Origin of the sequence: Pseudomonas sp. 8BK, assembly GCF_902506475.1 — a bacterium.
GTDB lineage: Bacteria > Pseudomonadota > Gammaproteobacteria > Pseudomonadales > Pseudomonadaceae > Aquipseudomonas > Aquipseudomonas anguilliseptica.
In genome coordinates this window covers 4,334,510-4,350,979 of sequence record NZ_LR733252.1, presented here as the reverse complement: position 1 = coordinate 4,350,979, position 16,470 = coordinate 4,334,510, and the positions used below count along the sequence as shown (strand labels likewise).

16 protein-coding genes are annotated in these 16,470 nt (G+C 54.1%); 13 read left to right on the top strand and 3 right to left on the bottom strand.

What is annotated here, in order from left to right; all coding sequences use genetic code 11:
• Positions 1-28: 28 nt before the first annotated feature.
• The 5 genes from rpsK (at position 29) to bfr (ending at position 3,133) form a co-directional block, all read left to right on the top strand.
• Complete coding sequence (gene rpsK, locus ACIN8IBEIGE_RS20300) at positions 29-418, top strand: 30S ribosomal protein S11 (RefSeq protein ID WP_013789773.1); 390 nt, start codon at positions 29-31, stop codon at positions 416-418.
• A gap of 17 nt (positions 419-435) precedes the next feature.
• Positions 436-1,056 (top strand): 30S ribosomal protein S4, encoded by a 621-nt coding sequence (rpsD, locus tag ACIN8IBEIGE_RS20295; RefSeq protein ID WP_160016246.1) that lies wholly within the window; start codon positions 436-438, stop codon positions 1,054-1,056.
• Between the two features lie 22 nt (positions 1,057-1,078).
• Positions 1,079-2,080: a DNA-directed RNA polymerase subunit alpha gene (gene rpoA, locus ACIN8IBEIGE_RS20290; protein WP_090255780.1), complete on the top strand. Its 1,002-nt coding sequence runs from the start codon at positions 1,079-1,081 to the stop codon at positions 2,078-2,080.
• A gap of 42 nt (positions 2,081-2,122) precedes the next feature.
• Positions 2,123-2,509: a 50S ribosomal protein L17 gene (gene rplQ, locus ACIN8IBEIGE_RS20285; protein ID WP_069519894.1), complete on the top strand. Its 387-nt coding sequence runs from the start codon at positions 2,123-2,125 to the stop codon at positions 2,507-2,509.
• A 159-nt stretch (positions 2,510-2,668) separates the two neighbouring features.
• Positions 2,669-3,133 carry a bacterioferritin gene (gene bfr, locus ACIN8IBEIGE_RS20280; protein ID WP_160016245.1) on the top strand — a complete coding sequence of 155 codons (465 nt, stop codon included), beginning with the start codon at positions 2,669-2,671 and terminating at the stop codon, positions 3,131-3,133.
• Positions 3,134-3,190: 57 nt separating this feature from the next.
• On the opposite strand, the gene uvrA is transcribed toward bfr, so the two are convergent.
• The gene (gene uvrA, locus ACIN8IBEIGE_RS20275; RefSeq protein ID WP_160016244.1) at positions 3,191-6,025 is read right to left on the bottom strand and encodes an excinuclease ABC subunit UvrA; all 2,835 of its coding nucleotides are present in this window, start codon (positions 6,023-6,025) and stop codon (positions 3,191-3,193) included.
• A gap of 135 nt (positions 6,026-6,160) precedes the next feature.
• On the opposite strand from uvrA, the gene ACIN8IBEIGE_RS20270 reads away from it, so the two are divergent.
• The 8 genes from ACIN8IBEIGE_RS20270 (at position 6,161) to ACIN8IBEIGE_RS20235 (ending at position 14,360) form a co-directional block, all read left to right on the top strand.
• Entirely contained in the window at positions 6,161-7,549 is a 1,389-nt protein-coding gene (locus ACIN8IBEIGE_RS20270; RefSeq protein ID WP_160016243.1) for an MFS transporter, read from the top strand.
• 17 nt (positions 7,550-7,566) lie between these two features.
• The gene (locus ACIN8IBEIGE_RS20265; protein ID WP_160016242.1) at positions 7,567-8,061 is read left to right on the top strand and encodes a single-stranded DNA-binding protein; all 495 of its coding nucleotides are present in this window, start codon (positions 7,567-7,569) and stop codon (positions 8,059-8,061) included.
• A 260-nt stretch (positions 8,062-8,321) separates the two neighbouring features.
• Entirely contained in the window at positions 8,322-9,515 is a 1,194-nt protein-coding gene (locus tag ACIN8IBEIGE_RS20260) for a site-specific integrase (RefSeq protein WP_160016241.1), read from the top strand.
• The gene (locus ACIN8IBEIGE_RS20255) at positions 9,502-11,106 is read left to right on the top strand and encodes a site-specific integrase (RefSeq protein WP_160016240.1); all 1,605 of its coding nucleotides are present in this window, start codon (positions 9,502-9,504) and stop codon (positions 11,104-11,106) included. The genes ACIN8IBEIGE_RS20260 and ACIN8IBEIGE_RS20255 overlap by 14 nt, the downstream gene beginning before the upstream one ends.
• Complete coding sequence (locus ACIN8IBEIGE_RS20250; protein ID WP_160016239.1) at positions 11,084-12,163, top strand: hypothetical protein; 1,080 nt, start codon at positions 11,084-11,086, stop codon at positions 12,161-12,163. Before ACIN8IBEIGE_RS20255 ends, ACIN8IBEIGE_RS20250 begins: the two co-directional genes overlap by 23 nt.
• A 120-nt stretch (positions 12,164-12,283) precedes the next feature.
• On the top strand, positions 12,284-13,183 hold the full coding sequence (locus tag ACIN8IBEIGE_RS20245) for a hypothetical protein (RefSeq protein WP_160016238.1): 900 nt from the start codon (positions 12,284-12,286) through the stop codon (positions 13,181-13,183).
• The gene (locus tag ACIN8IBEIGE_RS20240) at positions 13,176-13,670 is read left to right on the top strand and encodes a hypothetical protein (protein WP_160016237.1); all 495 of its coding nucleotides are present in this window, start codon (positions 13,176-13,178) and stop codon (positions 13,668-13,670) included. The genes ACIN8IBEIGE_RS20245 and ACIN8IBEIGE_RS20240 overlap by 8 nt, the downstream gene beginning before the upstream one ends.
• Before the next feature lie 90 nt (positions 13,671-13,760).
• Entirely contained in the window at positions 13,761-14,360 is a 600-nt protein-coding gene (locus ACIN8IBEIGE_RS20235; protein ID WP_160016236.1) for a hypothetical protein, read from the top strand.
• Between the two features lie 341 nt (positions 14,361-14,701).
• Here ACIN8IBEIGE_RS20235 and ACIN8IBEIGE_RS20230 read toward each other — a convergent pair whose 3' ends face one another.
• Both ACIN8IBEIGE_RS20230 and ACIN8IBEIGE_RS20225 read right to left on the bottom strand, forming a co-directional pair.
• A complete protein-coding gene (locus ACIN8IBEIGE_RS20230; protein ID WP_160016235.1) occupies positions 14,702-15,514 on the bottom strand; it encodes a TIGR02391 family protein in 813 nt (270 codons plus the stop codon).
• Positions 15,515-15,561: 47 nt separating this feature from the next.
• Positions 15,562-16,329 (bottom strand): NYN domain-containing protein, encoded by a 768-nt coding sequence (locus tag ACIN8IBEIGE_RS20225; protein WP_160016234.1) that lies wholly within the window; start codon positions 16,327-16,329, stop codon positions 15,562-15,564.
• Between the last annotated feature and the right edge of the window lie 141 nt (positions 16,330-16,470).

Below are 16,470 nucleotides of genomic sequence, written 5' to 3'. Positions count from 1 at the left end.
GCATTCGCGCATCGACAGGAATCTAGTCATGGCAAAACCTGCTGCTCGTACTCGTAAGAAAGTCAAAAAGACGGTGGTTGATGGCATCGCCCACATCCACGCCTCTTTCAACAACACAATCGTGACCATTACTGACCGTCAGGGCAATGCTCTGTCCTGGGCTACCTCTGGTGGTTCGGGTTTCCGCGGCTCGCGTAAAAGCACCCCGTTCGCTGCCCAGGTGGCTGCAGAACGTGCTGGTCAAGCTGCGCTGGAATATGGTCTGAAGAACCTCGACGTTAACGTTAAGGGTCCAGGTCCAGGTCGTGAGTCCGCTGTCCGTGCATTGAACGGCTGTGGCTATAAGATCGCCAGCATCACCGATGTGACGCCAATCCCGCATAACGGGTGCCGTCCTTCGAAGAAGCGTCGCGTGTAATCAGGAGACAGTGAGAAATGGCTCGTTACATTGGTCCCAAATGCAAACTGTCTCGTCGTGAAGGCACAGATCTTTTCCTGAAAAGCGGTGTACGCGCTCTGGAATCGAAGTGCAACATCGAAGCAGCCCCAGGTATTCACGGTCAGCGCCGTGGCCGTCAGTCCGACTACGGCACCCAGCTGCGTGAAAAGCAAAAAGTTCGTCGCATCTATGGTGTGCTTGAGCGTCAATTCAGCGGTTATTACAAAGAAGCTGCCGGCAAGAAAGGCGCTACTGGTGAGAATCTGCTGCAACTGCTCGAATGCCGCCTGGATAACGTGGTTTACCGCATGGGCTACGGCGCTACTCGCGCTGAATCCCGTCAGCTGGTATCGCACAAGTCGATCAGCGTAAACGGTAAAACTGTCAACGTACCGTCCTACCAGGTTAAAGCTGGTGACGTTGTTGCAGTTCGCGAGAAATCGAAGAATCAGCTGCGCATTGTTCAAGCTCTTGAGCTGTGTGCCCAGCGTGGCCGCGTTGAATGGGTAGAAGTAGACACTGAGAAGAAGTCTGGCGTGTTCAAAAACGTCCCGGCGCGCAGTGATCTCTCCGCTGACATCAACGAAAGCCTGATTGTCGAGCTCTACTCCAAGTAAGGGCTAGAAAATAGGTGCATCCATGCAGATTTCGGTAAATGAGTTCCTGACCCCCCGCCACATTGATGTGCAGGTGGTCAGTTCGACCCGCGCCAAGATCACTCTCGAGCCTCTCGAGCGTGGCTTTGGCCATACCCTGGGCAACGCGCTGCGTCGCATCCTGTTGTCCTCCATGCCTGGCTGTGCAGTAGTCGAGGCCGAGATTGACGGTGTACTCCATGAGTACAGCGCCATCGAAGGTGTTCAGGAAGACGTCATTGAAATCCTGCTCAACCTGAAAGGTCTGGCTGTCAAACTGCACGGTCGTGACGAAGTGACGTTGACTCTGGCGAAGAAGGGCTCGGGCGTAGTTACCGCTGCCGATATTCAGCTGGATCACGATGTCGAAATCGTCAATGGCGACCACGTAATTGCCAACCTGGCTTCCACTGGCGCGCTGAACATGAAGCTCACCATAGCTCGTGGTCGCGGCTATGAGCCGGCTGACGCGCGTCAGAGCGATGAAGATGAAAGCCGCAGCATTGGTCGCTTGCAGCTGGATGCTTCGTTTAGCCCGGTACGCCGTGTGTCGTACGTGGTGGAAAACGCTCGTGTTGAGCAGCGTACTAACCTGGATAAACTGGTTATCGACCTGGAGACCAACGGTACTCTGGATCCTGAAGAGGCTATTCGCCGCGCCGCGACCATTCTGCAACAGCAGTTGGCCGCGTTCGTCGACCTCAAGGGTGACAGTGAGCCTGTTGTTATCGAGCAGGAAGATGAGATCGATCCGATCCTCCTCCGTCCGGTTGATGACCTGGAGCTGACTGTACGTTCGGCCAACTGCCTCAAGGCAGAGAACATTTACTACATCGGCGATCTGATTCAGCGCACCGAAGTAGAACTGTTGAAAACGCCGAACCTGGGCAAGAAATCCCTGACTGAAATCAAGGATGTTCTGGCTTCTCGCGGTCTGTCCCTCGGTATGCGCCTCGACAACTGGCCGCCGGCAAGTCTGAAGAAAGACGATAAGGCGACTGCCTGATCGTCATCATCACCGAACGTGAGTTTGGTAAGGAATTGAACCATGCGTCATCGTAAAAGTGGCCGTCACCTCAGCCGCACCAGCGCACACCGCAAGGCCATGTTCCAGAACATGGCGGTATCGCTGTTCGAGCATGAGCTGATCAAAACTACTCTGCCGAAAGCCAAAGAGCTGCGTCGCGTTGCCGAGCCGCTGATTACTCTGGCTAAAGAAGACAGCGTTGCCAATCGTCGTCTGGCCTTCGACCGTACTCGTTCGAAAGCCATCGTCGGCAAGCTGTTCAACGACCTGGGCAAGCGCTACGCCACCCGTCAGGGCGGTTACCTGCGTATCCTCAAGTGCGGCTTCCGCACTGGCGACAATGCTCCAATGGCTTATGTTGAGCTGGTTGACCGTCCGGTCGCTGGTGCAGCTGTAGACGCTGAGTAAGTCGTAGGTTGTATAAAAAACCGGGCCTGGCCCGGTTTTTTTATGGCTGGAATAAGCCCCATTTTGACGTTGTCATGCGCCGTCTGTGCGCTGTGCTTGATCCGTCGGCTGTGGGCCGCCAGCATTGTTCATGTTTGCCGCTTGCTAAGGAAAATACCCATGAAAGGCCATATAGAAGTCATCGATTATCTGAAGGTGCTGCTCAAGGGCGAGCTTGCCGCCCGTGATCAGTACTTCGTGCATTCGCGCCTGTATGAGGATTGGGGTTTCAGCAAGCTGTACGAGCGGATCAACCATGAAATGGAAGAGGAAACCCAGCATGCCGATGCGATCCTCAAGCGCATTCTGTTTCTTGAGGGCTCGCCGGATATGGTTCCTGACAGCTTCCGCTTCGGCCAGAGCGTGCCGGAGATGCTCAAGCTTGACCTTGCGCTGGAGTATCACGTGCGTGCGGCCCTGAGCAAAGGCATCGCGCTGTGCGAGCAGCATCAGGATTACCAGACTCGCGACATCCTGCTGGTGCAGCTGAAGGACACCGAAGAGGATCATGCCTACTGGCTGGAGGTTCAGCTTGGGCTGATCGATAGGCTGGGCCTGGAGAACTACCTGCAGACGCAGATGTAAGTATTCTTCAGCCAAGAAAAAGCCCCGCTCATGCGGGGCTTTTTCTTGTGCGCGGTCTTAGTCGCGGTCACGTTCCAGCAGCGGCTTGAGGAAGTAGCCAGTGTGCGACTGCGGCATTTCGGCGACTTCCTCCGGCGTGCCGACGGCGATGATCTGCCCTCCTTTGGAGCCACCTTCCGGGCCGAGATCCACCAACCAGTCGGCCGTCTTGATCACGTCCAGATTATGCTCGATCACCACCACGGTGTTGCCATGGTCGCGCAGACGGTGCAGCACGTCGAGCAGCTGCTGGATATCGGCGAAGTGCAGGCCGGTGGTCGGTTCGTCGAGGATATACAGGGTCTTGCCGGTGTCGCGTTTGCTCAGCTCGCGGGAGAGCTTGACCCGCTGCGCCTCTCCGCCGGACAGCGTCGTCGCGCTTTGCCCCAGCTTGATATAGGACAGGCCGACATCCATCAGCGTCTGCAGCTTGCGCGCCAGAGCTGGCACAGCATCGAAGAACTCGCGGGCCTCTTCGATGGTCATGTCGAGGACTTCGGTGATGCTCTTGCCCTTGTACTTCACTTCCAGAGTTTCGCGGTTGTAGCGCTTGCTCTTGCACACGTCGCAGGGCACGTAGATATCCGGCAGAAAGTGCATTTCTACCTTGATCAAACCGTCGCCCTGGCAGGCTTCGCAGCGACCGCCCTTGACGTTGAAGCTGAAGCGCCCAGGGCCGTAACCGCGCGAGCGTGATTCCGGGACGCCGGCGAACAGTTCACGGATCGGTGTAAATAGCCCGGTGTAGGTTGCCGGGTTCGAGCGCGGTGTGCGGCCAATCGGGCTCTGGTCGATGTCCACCACCTTGTCCAGGTGCTGCAGGCCGTCGATGCTGTCGTGGGCTGCGGCTTCCAGGGTGGTGACACCATTCAGTGCGGTGGCGCTGAGCGGGAACAGGGTGTTGTTGATCAGCGTCGACTTGCCCGAACCGGACACACCGGTGACGCAGGTGAGCAGGCCGATCGGGATTTCCAGGTCGACATTGCGCAGGTTGTTGCCGCGCGCGCCCTTGATCTTCAGTGAGAGTTTCTTGTCTCGTGGCGTGCGCTTGGCTGGCACTTTGATCTTCACCCGGCCGGAGAGGTATTTGCCAGTCAGCGAATCGGGGTGGGCCATGACTTCGGCAGCGGTGCCCTGGGCGACAATCTGTCCGCCATGCACGCCGGCGCCTGGGCCTATATCCACCACGTAATCGGCCAGGCGGATGGCATCTTCGTCATGCTCGACCACGATCACCGTATTGCCGATGTCGCGCAGGTGTTTCAGGGTGCCGAGCAGGCGTTCGTTGTCGCGCTGATGCAGGCCGATACTCGGCTCGTCGAGGATATACATCACCCCGACCAGGCCTGCGCCGATCTGGCTGGCCAGGCGAATACGCTGCGCCTCGCCGCCGGACAGGGTGTCGGCGCTGCGATCCAGGGTCAGGTAGTCGAGGCCGACGTTGACCAGAAACTGCAGACGCTCACGGATTTCCTTGAGGATCTTCTCGGCGATTTCACCTCGGCGACCAGGTAGTGTCAGGCTGCCGAAATATTCGGTTGCGTCGCCAATCGGCAGGCCGCTGACCGCCGGCAGGGTCTTCTCGCCGACCCATACATGGCGTGCTTCGCGGCGCAGGCGGGTGCCGCGGCAATCCTGGCAGGCCTGAGTGCTGAGAAACTTGGCCAGCTCCTCACGCACGCTGGTGGATTCGGTCTCGCGGTAGCGTCGCTCCAGGTTGGGCACGATGCCTTCGAAGGGGTGTGAGCGTTTGACGATATCGCCACGGTCATTCAGGTACTTGAAGTCAACGTTCTGCGTGCCGCTGCCGAACAGGATGCACTTCTGGTGCTCGGCGCTGAGGTCGTCGAAAGGCACTTCCAGGCTGAAGCCGTAATGCGCGGCCAAAGAGCCGAGCATCTGGAAGTAATAGACATTGCGCCGGTCCCAGCCGCGAATCGCGCCCTCGGCCAGGGTCAGTTCGCCATTGACCAGGCGCTTGGTGTCGAAGAACTGCTTCACGCCCAGGCCGTCGCAGGTCGGGCAGGCGCCGGCCGGGTTGTTGAAGGAGAACAGCTTGGGCTCCAGCTCGCTGATCGAGTGGCCGCACACCGGGCAGGCGAAACGCGCGGAGAAGATGATTTCTTCACCTTCCTCGCCTTCCATTGGTGCGATCAGGGCCAGGCCGTCGGCCAGCTTCAGTGCGGTCTCGAACGATTCGGCCAGGCGCTGCTGTAGATCGCCGCGGGCTTTGAAGCGGTCGACCACGGCATCGATGCTGTGCTTTTTCTGCTTGTCGAGCTTCGGCAGTTCGTCCAGCTCGTAAATCTTGCCGTTGACCCGTACGCGAACGAAACCTTGGGCGCGCAGCTCGTCGAAGATCGCCAGATGCTCGCCTTTGCGTTCGCGAATCACCGGGGCCAGCAGCATCAGCTTGCTGCCTTCGGGCAGGGCCAGAACTTGGTCAACCATCTGGCTGACGGTCTGCGCTTCCAGCGGCAGATCGTGGTCTGGGCAGCGTGGAATACCAGCGCGGGCGTAGAGCAGGCGCAGGTAGTCGTAGATCTCGGTGATGGTACCGACAGTGGAGCGCGGATTGTGTGAGGTGGATTTCTGCTCGATGGAGATCGCCGGCGACAGGCCTTCGATGGTGTCGACATCGGGCTTTTCCATCATCGACAGGAACTGTCGGGCGTAGGCCGACAGGGATTCGACATAACGGCGCTGGCCCTCGGCGTAGAGAGTGTCGAAGGCCAGGGATGACTTGCCGGAACCGGACAGGCCTGTGATCACGATCAGCTTGTCGCGCGGCAGGGTCAGGTCGATGTTTTTCAGGTTATGGGTGCGTGCACCCCGGATCAGAATCTTGTCCACAAACAACGGCCTCGCATGGCGGGCGGAAAACCACCGAGTATACGGCTCGGGAGGCGGGCGCGGCAAAGCGTCACTGCTGTGCCGCATGGTTTGAGTGCTGCTAGAATCGCCGCCTATTTCGACAGGGCCTTTTCCATGCATGATCTGCACAGCGAGCGCATGAGCGGCAGCGAAACCCGTGCGGCCGGTGGCCTGGCGCTGGTGTTCGCGTTCCGCATGCTCGGTATGTTTATGGTGCTGCCGGTGCTGGCCACCTATGGCATGGAGTTGCAGGGCAGCACGCCGGCGTTGATCGGCCTGGCGATAGGCGCCTACGGTTTGACCCAGGCGTTTCTGCAGATTCCATTTGGCATGCTCAGTGACCGCATCGGCCGACGGCCGGTGATCTATGTCGGTCTGTTGATCTTCGCTGCCGGCAGCCTGCTGGCGGCCAATGCCGACTCGATCTACGGGGTAATTGCCGGACGCATTCTTCAGGGCGCCGGGGCGATTTCCGCCGCGGTAATGGCGCTGCTCTCCGACCTGACCCGCGAACAGCATCGCACCAAGGCCATGGCCATGATCGGCATGAGCATCGGTCTGTCGTTTGCCGTAGCCATGGTGGTTGGCCCGTTGTTGACACGTGCTTTTGGCCTTTCTGGTCTGTTTCTCGCTACTGCGGCTATGGCGCTGCTGGGCGTCGTTATCGTCGCCGGTCTGGTGCCGAGCTCTGCCGGGCCGTTGCAGCATCGTGAGTCCGGGGTGAACCAACAGGCATTGCTGCCGACCCTCAAGCATGCGGACCTGCTGCGTCTGGATTTCGGCATTCTGGTGTTGCACGCGATCCTCATGGCCAGCTTTATTGCCTTGCCGTTGGCGCTGGTGGAGCAGGGCGGCCTGGCCAAGGAGGAGCACTGGTGGGTCTATCTCACTGCACTGCTGGTGGGCTTCTTCGGCATGGTGCCATTCATTATTTATGGCGAGAAAAAACGCAGGATGAAGCAGATGCTGCTTGGCGCGGTCAGTGTGCTGCTGCTGTGTGAGCTGTTCTTCTGGTGGTTCGGCAGCAGCCTGCGTGCGCTGGTGCTTGGCACTGTGGTGTTCTTTACCGCATTCAACTTGCTGGAGGCCTCGCTGCCGTCGCTGATCAGCAAGGTGGCTCCGGCTGGTGGCAAAGGCACGGCGATGGGCGTGTATTCAACCAGCCAATTCCTCGGTGCGGCCATCGGCGGCATCTTGGGTGGCTGGTTGTATCAGCACTACAGCCTGTCGGGTGTGTTTGCGGGCTGTGCCTTGCTGGCGCTTTTTTGGCTGGCCTTTGCTGTTACTATGCGCGAACCGCCGTATGTCACCAGCCTGCGTCTGCCGCTTTCAGCTGCGGCATTGCAAGAGGCGGGATTGGCCGAGCGTTTACAGGCTGTGCCCGGAGTGGCGGATGCCGTAGTGGTGCGCGACGAAGCGGCCATCTATATCAAAGTGGATACCCAACAATTGGACCGCACGTCCCTTGAGCGCCTCATAGAGCCGGCGCCGGTGGCGTGCTGAAAGCCTAGGAGAACGTTATGGCCCGTGGGGTTAACAAAGTCATTCTGGTCGGTACCTGCGGACAGGACCCGGAAACCCGTTACCTGCCGAGCGGCAACGCGGTCACCAACCTGAGCCTGGCGACCAGCGAGCAGTGGACCGACAAGCAGACCGGTCAGAAGGTCGAGAAAACCGAATGGCACCGTGTGTCGCTGTTCGGCAAGGTGGCCGAGATTGCCGGCGAATACCTGCGCAAAGGTTCGCAGGTGTACATCGAAGGCAAGCTGCAGACCCGTGAGTGGGAAAAAGACGGCATCAAGCGCTACACCACCGAGATCATCGTCGACATGCAGGGCACCATGCAGCTGCTTGGCGGTCGTCCGGATAACGCCGGTGGCGGCGACTCCGCTCCGCGTCAGCAGCGTCCTGCGCCGCAGCGCGAGCCACAGCAGTCAGCTCCGCGCCCGGCACCGCAACAAGCACCTCAGCCTGCTGCGGATTTCGACAGCTTCGATGATGACATCCCGTTCTAGGGCAGACATATTTGAGATCTGTTAGCTTAATGAACGTAATGCTCTGAGGCTAAAAGAGTTTTCAAAAATACAACCCCAGAAAGTGTAAAGCTTTCTGGGGTTTTTTTTGCGTGCGACTTTGCTTTTCTGGGGTGGTTAATATTAATTAATATATATTGACAAGTTGTGAGAAGTGTAAAAATAGTTGCTCTTCGTGTTGACGTAGTTGTTGTGGGTGGCTACACCTTTACTCATTGATGGTTAACGATGGGTCATCAACTATGAACATTGTAAAGGTTCAACTTAAAAATGGTGAAAGATTGCCAATGCTCTTGGATAGTCAAGGTTTGCCTGTCGTGGCGGTTAATGAGTGGATTTTGACCAGAAGAAATAGGTCTTTAAATACCTTAAATAATTATGTGCAAGAACTGACCCCGCTATATGTTTGGTTGGAGAGTAGAGGGGAGGATTTGTTTGAGTTGATTCGGTCAGGCCGTTTTTGGACAGAGGCTTTCACGAGTAGTCTGATAGAGTATTTGCGTCGCGGTCAGCGTAAAGGCAAGAAGATTGTTAAGTTGGCAGTTAGGCCGGACACTTTCAACAAGCGTCTTTCAACGGTGCTGCGCTTCCTCAACTGGTGTTTTTATGCGGTGCTAAGTGATCAAGAGTTGGGGGAGGCACGAAGGGAAGCAATCAGTAAAGTGCAGGAAAAGGTGAGTTATACCCTTAACGATGGGTATCACAGCAAAGAGCCTTCGAATAACGAAGTAAAAAAGGGACTAACTGTTATGCAGGCGCGCTTTCTGCAAGATGTGTTAGACCCAGAAAGTACTATGTTGGTTTCGAGTCCACAGACGAAACTGCGGAACTATTTAATCGTTACTTTAATGCTGTTGCTAGGCCTGCGGCCAGGCGAAGTGCTGAGCCTTCGTCTGTGCGATGTGGAATTTGGCGCTCTGACTAATGTGCGCGTGCGGCGTCGTAGGCTTTGCGCAGAGGACACCCGCTCTTGCCCCGCTTCGGTGAAGCGCGCTGGCCGGATATTGGTGCTCGATTATCCCCGGCTCGAAAAACTGCTGAATAGCTATGCAATGAAGGCCAGGGAGATTGCCGTCCGGAGAGCAAGCGGCAAAACCAACAGCTTTTTCTTTCTAAGTCGGGACGGAAAGCCGCTTTCCGAGTCCAGCGTGCAGGCCATCTTTAAGCGGGTCAGGAGGGCCTATCCAGGCAAGCTACCAGGCAATCTCAGTGCTAAATCACTGCGGCACACCTTCACGGATGGTGTCCATCGTGAGCTGAAGTTCCAAGGGCGTAGCGAAGATGAAATTCGGGCTATTTTGATGTACTTGCGCGGCGACACGGGGCGTGAGTCTCAGGATACCTATATCGACTACCAAGGCCAAAGCGAAGAGGCACAGAGGTCGTATTGGTTAAAAGTGGCGGGTTCAAGGGGGGCAGACGATGTCCCCGTTTAACTCTCCACACGTCCAAGACTTGATTTTCGACAATGGCTGGGAAGCGCTTCCGGAGTCGTTTATCACGCGTGAAGGACGTAAAGCGCTCATGGATGAGCGTGAAGGGCGACTGTACTTGCCGATAGAGTCGGCGAGAGGGGTTATTAATCTCAGGCAAGTGTTGTGTCCAATTCTGAATTGGGTAGTTGTTAAGTTTGTTGTGCATCAGGTTAGGTGTGTTTCCTCAATAGCGGGATTTAATGCGTGGAACGATATTGTCCGTATTCTAAAATTTCGAGAATTTTTGTCGAAATCCTCAAGGTGTGAATATCCCGAGATTTTAGAGGAGGCGCTGATCTCACAAGTCGAATGGGTTATGGCTCATTACACTCAAGCGGGTTCGCTCTGGAATATTTATCGATTTGTACAGTTTTATATTTGGGCTGCCGAACATTATCCTGAACTCGGTTTTAGTGCCGCGTATGCCGATGAGTTGCAGGAGATGACGATCCCTGGTAACCCCAAAGGTGAGGCGGTTCGTCAGGAGTTCTCACACGGAGGAGCCTTGCACCCCGACTTTGAAACTCCGTTAATTTCGCGAGCGCTGGAAAATGACTCAGGGAGTGAATATTCGCATTACCAGCAACGGGCTGCGGTCGCACTGTCGTTAAGTTACGGTCGAAATGCAGCTAACTACACGGCCTTGAATGAAGAAGATCTATTTGATGCGCTGGATATGCCGGATAGCCCACTGTGGACACTGAATATCCCGCGAATCAAAAAACGTTATATCAGCCACCGCTCAGATTTTATGGCTGAGTCTGTGGAGTCGAATACGCTACACCATGTCAAGGCGTTGATTGAACAGAATCAGGAGTTGAGTAACCAAGTAGAAGTCAATGGCGAACTGATCAGCACTGATCGACCGCTCTTCCGTCGTGCACGGGCTAATAGCGTGTTTTTACGAGTGGGTATGTATGCCCCTGTGTATCGGCTGTACGGTTGTCAGTTTAGTCGGCTGCTTTCGGATTTTGCTGAGCGGGTCAAGTTAGTCTCGCCGTTGACCGGCGAGATCATGCACCTCACGCCAAGGCGTTTCCGCTACACGGTCGGCTGTATCTACGCCGCCATGGGTGTATCGCGCAAGGAACTGGCGGTACGACTTGATCATTCGGATGTACAAAATGTTGAGGTGTACTTCACGCTGCTAACCAACATGCGGACAACATTGGATAAAGCTGCCGCGATTCACTTCGCATCCAAGGTCAACGCATTTCTTGGTGCAAATCCGGTCGATGAACACCTGATCGCTTCGGATCGCCGGGTTATCGCCCAGTTTGAAAAGTCGGGTGCTGTGGAAGCGATGGGCGGTTGTGGGTTGGAGTCGGCGTGTCACCGCTTCCCGCCATGGAGCTGCTATCTCTGCCCCAAGTTTGTGCCGTTCAGATCCACGGTTCATGAGCGCGTGCTGGAGCAGTTACTGCGCATGCAAAAGGCAATCCGTAGCCCGGAAGGGGTAGGAGTGGGATTGGCAGACGTGATTATGGCGGTTGCCCAGGTGGTGTCCATGTGCGATAGGGGCACCCTAGATGGCCCGCACCACTCATCTTAGCCGACGCGCTAAGGCTGCCGCCGCTAGATCAGGACATTTATCCCCAGGTGGGCTTGAGGCTCTGATCGAGAAAGCCAAGCTGTGTCTCGCAACCGTTGGCGTTGAACTGGAGCAGTGGTCATCTTCGACGTGGCGTGTTTCCGAATCAGTTTTTAATTTGACTGGCCGAAATGTAGTTACAGCGTCTATGAGCTTTCTAGAGGCGGATACCCCAGCAGGTGTAGTGGGGGAGCAGTGGGAGGAGGCGGCAAAGGCCATCTTTGTGCTGCGACAACATCAAAAAGCTCGGGCCATTACATCACACCGGACGTTCATGTCTGCCATGAGATATGTCGCCCGTTGCGCCAACACGCGTGCACTTTCTGCTGTTACTCCGGAGGTGCTAGATGAGGCTTGCGAGCTTATCAAAGGGGCTACTGACTCTGAAAGTCAACAGTACAAGATGTGTTGCATGGTCGGTGAATTTGCTCGCAAATGGTGCGCGCGCTATGGGCTTTGCCACGTAGATCTTTCGGGCTATAGATTCTGGAATGTGGAACGGCCAGATGCCTATGGAGGATCCAGTAATCTCCGCTTGGATAGTGTGGCTGCGCTGGAAACAGAATCCAGTAGGGTACTCAGCGAGAGATCCTTGGCTTTACTCGGGGAACTATATGAAAAATTCCCAAAGAATCATGTCCATCGTATCTATATCCTGCTATTGGTTCTCTTGTTTTGCGTCGGTAGGCGTTTCTCTGAAATCGCTTACTTGCCTAAGAAGTGTATTGTCAAGCGCGCGGATGGCGACTATTTGCGCTATGTGCAAACAAAGATTGTAGGAGTTAAAGAGCAGCATAAGTATTTGCTGATCCCGATCCCATCTTTAACTCGTAAGTTGTTGCGCGATGTGGTTGCTGAGATAAAGTGGTCTTCTAGGTCGGAATATTCCACTGCTAAAGAAATGCTAAAAAGGCATGGCCCTGATTTGAGGTTTTTGGCGGGGATTCCAGATGCTAAGCCATTGTTAAAGAAAGATCTAGTGGCGTTAGGTCTTCCTAAGCAATGTTTGTCAAGTTAAGGCTGGTTTGCTAAGAATGACAAAGTTAAGCTTTGCGCATCGTTACAGGGCGGTCGCCCTCATAATTACGTTTCAAAGCAAGATGTTGTCGAATATTGCCAAGTCTACTACCGTCCATCGATGTTCGCGCCATTGTTTATTGTTGAGGATCGCAAGTATGGCTTTGCGGATATATTGTTCCTTCGGCAATATGGTGTTAGTAGTGGTTTTTACGCGCACTGGATCGTTCGACCTATCTCGCATGCGATGCTGACAACTACTATGCGCAATATAGATAAAATAACGACCGAGTTTTGCTCGGGTTGTTTTGATCAAAATTTCACGTCGCATGATTTTAGACACACGCTCAACGATGCGCTGGATAAAGGTGGTCTGTCTGACTTAATGCAGACAGAGTATTTTGGAAGGAAATATGCCGCAGACACCAAGAGCTATCAGCATAGTTCGCCGCAGTATCGCGCGCTCCAAGTGCGCGAAAAAATAAAATTGGGAGAAGTCGGCGGTGCAATACCAGAGCGGGCTAAGAACTTGCCGGTAGACAAGCGTGAAATTTATTTAAACTCCGAAGTTCGTGCTGTGCATGACCTTGGCCTCGGAATCTGCCTGCATGTCTGGTCGCATGGGCCGTGTCCAAGACACCTAGAGTGCTCTAGTGGCTGTGGGAAATTTTCTTGGCTCACAAATCTTGACGGTGAGCCTCAAGCTGCGCAGGTTGCTGAGGCAAAACGGCAGATTTGCTCAAATCTTCTTGTGTTATGTAATGCCTTTGATGCCCATGCGGGAAAAGTGGGTGGCGTTGAGTCTTGGGTTTCGCACCTGTTCACTAAAATTAAAAATTTAAAGCAGCTTCTTCGCGAAACAGATGAGCGTGAAGCGGATTTTGATCAGTATGGAATTTACTGGGAAAGTATTGTTCCAGAGGCGCATAAGCTAGACCGGATTAAAATTGATAAGGCCTATGAATATTACCTTGCTAATCACGAACGGTATTTGTCACTGATAGAGGTTGGTCATGGCTAATTTTAATAACCTCGGTGGCAGAAAACGTATTTCAGGCCATGATGTTGCGAGAATAGTTAAGTACCTTGCTGCCTTGCCCCACAATCGAAGGGTATTCAAAGTGACGTGGGCCATGATTGCTGAGTATTCAGGGCTATCACGGCAGTCGCTTCAAGCTAATTCAGAAATTAAGAAAGCCTATGTTTTGGCTAAGCAAGCATTTATCGCGCGCTCTAATCCACTGCATCTTAAGCTGTCGAGGAGTAAGGCTAGTCAGGAACTTGTCAATGAGAATATCGCCCTTCGAAATCGGCTTGAGCAATTAGAAGCCCGTGAAAATGCATGGAAGCTGCGTTGGTATACTATTGCTTACAATATACGGCTGCATGGTCTGCAAATGGAGCGTATTGATCGTGTTGTGCCTTTCACTGGGGAGGCTATGAAACAGCAAGAGATCCAGAAGATTCTTGATGATTGGGACGAGCCTATTCCTCCAGTGAGTTCGTGATTGTGATCCAGCCCCTCAGAAGCTTTAAACTATCTAAAGGTGTGTCTGTCTAGTAGTTTGGTGGAAAGCCATATGGAGTTTTAAAAAATCATGATCTCTGCATATATTGTTTCAACCGGGTACGATCAACCCAAGCCTGTTGATGGTGAGTATGTCGCAAAGATTTTTGAATCGCATGCAGAATTTAATTATGCGGGTCGTAAAGTTATAGCAAAGTCCGTCAAAGGTTCTATGGCTGCTGGCGGGGTTTCTGGAAAAGTGTTGGTAACAGGCTTTAGCGCCAATATCGTATGTGATTTTGATGTTCCTCGTAAGGGATTTCAGTGCTCTCGTTCCAATGATAGAAAAATTAGTTATGAAAAAGTTCTGGCAGCAACTTTGGTGCCTACTGGCTTTGATCAGCCTTATCCGTTTTATGGTGGTAAAATTGAGTACAAAAGCCGAATCCGGAAGGCTGAAGTAGAATTTGGTTGCTTTGAAAAATATCGAGCTGTGTTGGATGGTAATGTCCAATTCGCTGTTTTGGACGCGCCGTGTACTATCCTGCCCTTCTATGATGACCCAATGAGATGTCGAGTTATCTTTGATGATGCGACCATATATTTGGCCAGGAAATATGGCCAGGGAGTACATGACAAATTAGTGGCGGATGCAGTTAATGAGCTTCAACAACTTCTCGCCATAACATGATGTCGGCCAAGTAGAGGGCTGTAATGAAGTCAGCAATATTCTAACGACATTTCATACGTCAGCATCTGGATATACTGCTGACAACCGAGCAATTTGGCGAGCAACCGGACGCTGGTCAGCGCGGAGGGGATACTCAGCTAGACGGTTTTTTGTTGGCCATCATCCAGTCTGGAGAGCGGCCACTGCTCTGCCCTCACCGTGTCATGAATCGGCTGCACTTTCGTGTGCTGCGGCAAGCTAAGATGCAACAGGAGTGTCTTTTTTTTGCCGGCCTCCTTATTCAGCTTGTCCCAGCGGAATTGCTCAGCTTGATCGGAGTGTTTGAGCGCCAGGAGAGCGTTCTACTGGTCTCCAGCCAGTCGGACACCATCAAGCTTGCGGTGAACCAGTGACACCAGTGAGAAGATGTCTAGCGCGTCCTGTTCAGACATAGGCCAATTGGTTTTTGTCGCATGGGCTAGCGGGTTACGAACTGCCCCGAACAAACCAATCAGCAGGTTGGCAAAGCCTCTTTGCTCGCTTTTCTCGGATTCGGTGTTCAGCGGCCCTAGTGCCAATACGGGGGACTGACCAGTGAAGGCCTTATTGACTAGGTCAGCGCCATCACCGCCCAATCCAGAAAGATCGCGGATCCTTTGTGCGACCCCCTTGGTCGCCTCAAATACGGCGTGAAAATAGTTCTCATCCAGTAGCTCAGAGCGGCAGTACTTATAGACTTCCTCGTGTACAGATCGGTTTTCCAAGGCCGATTTGAGTTTGCCTGCGCGGGCGAGAGCGGCGTCTAGGGTCGCTGCCCGATTAGCATGGCCAACCTTGCCGTCGTCGCGTACATAAAAGCCTGAAAACGCCAGAACCACATTGAGTTCGTTGCGTCGCCAGATGAAGGATTCACGGTCTCTGGCATAGCTCACTGGGTTCATCGCTGCGTTGATGAACTGAATGAGATGATTGCCGACCTGGTGCTTGTTTTGGACGGCGGCGAGGGCGTTGTAGAGGCGCTTCCATTTGGTATTGCCGGGGTCTACATCCTCAGCCCGGATATCTTGCAGCAGCCAGCCGATCTGGGATCCGCTAAGGCCTCTTGCAGTATCGGCCAGTACGCGGGAGGCAGCCTCAAGGTCTTGAGAGCTGAAAGGTAGTATCCGATTACACAAGGCCGGTCTCCGTGAGGCTATTCATGCACTTTGCTTGCAAGATAAGGTCAAGCAGAGGTCGAAAGGGCAGGCTCTTGGCTCTGTATTGGTGACTGCTTGCGAATGGTTCGGATAACCATGGCCGTCCCGCGCATCTCAACATCGAACAGCTCAGATGTACGAATGAGGTCGCCCAGTTTCTGGTAGCCATAGTTCACCACAGAGAACGAACTGTTGTTATGGATGTAGTCTGATGCCCTACTGAGAAGCGACCAGCCATCATCGCCCGCTGTTTGGTCTGCCGCGTTTCGAAGCAAGCGCACTAGGGATGTGTCGCAACGCAGCTCATTTCGAGACTTCTTTCTGGGTTGTTCGTCCTGGGAAACCTTGCCGTCGTCTGTGTCCCGCACAAGGTTCTCCACGTAGATGAACGAGGTGCATGCATGTACGAAAGCCGAAGGGGTCTTTTTCTCACCAAAGCCATACACCGGAAAACCACTTTCTTGCAGGCGTAGAGCCAGTGGCGTGAAATCGCTGTCACTGGTCATCAGAGCAAAGGCATCGATATTTTTGCTGTAGAGCAAATCCATCGCGTCGATGATCATTGCTGCATCAGTCGCGTTCTTGCCCTTGGTATAGGCGAACTGTTGCATGGGCCGAATGGCGAACGGATGCAGTCGATCCACCCACCCAGATAGCCCATCACTCTTCCAGTCACCATGGGCATGTCGTACGTTCACCATGCCGTACTTGGCAAGCTCTTCCAGTACGCCCTCAATGGCGCTGTGGCTAACGTTGTCGCAGTCAATGAGTAGAGCAATTCGTTTCTGGTGCATCAAGTGACGTCCTTGTGAAGCTGTGCTTGCTTGAACGTTGCCATCGTGGCCAGGGGCAAAGCAAGCGCGGTAACTGGTTTGGCGGTTCTGAGAGGTGCTTACCCCGGAACGCCCCATCAGCCTGTTATCAAGTGCATGTTC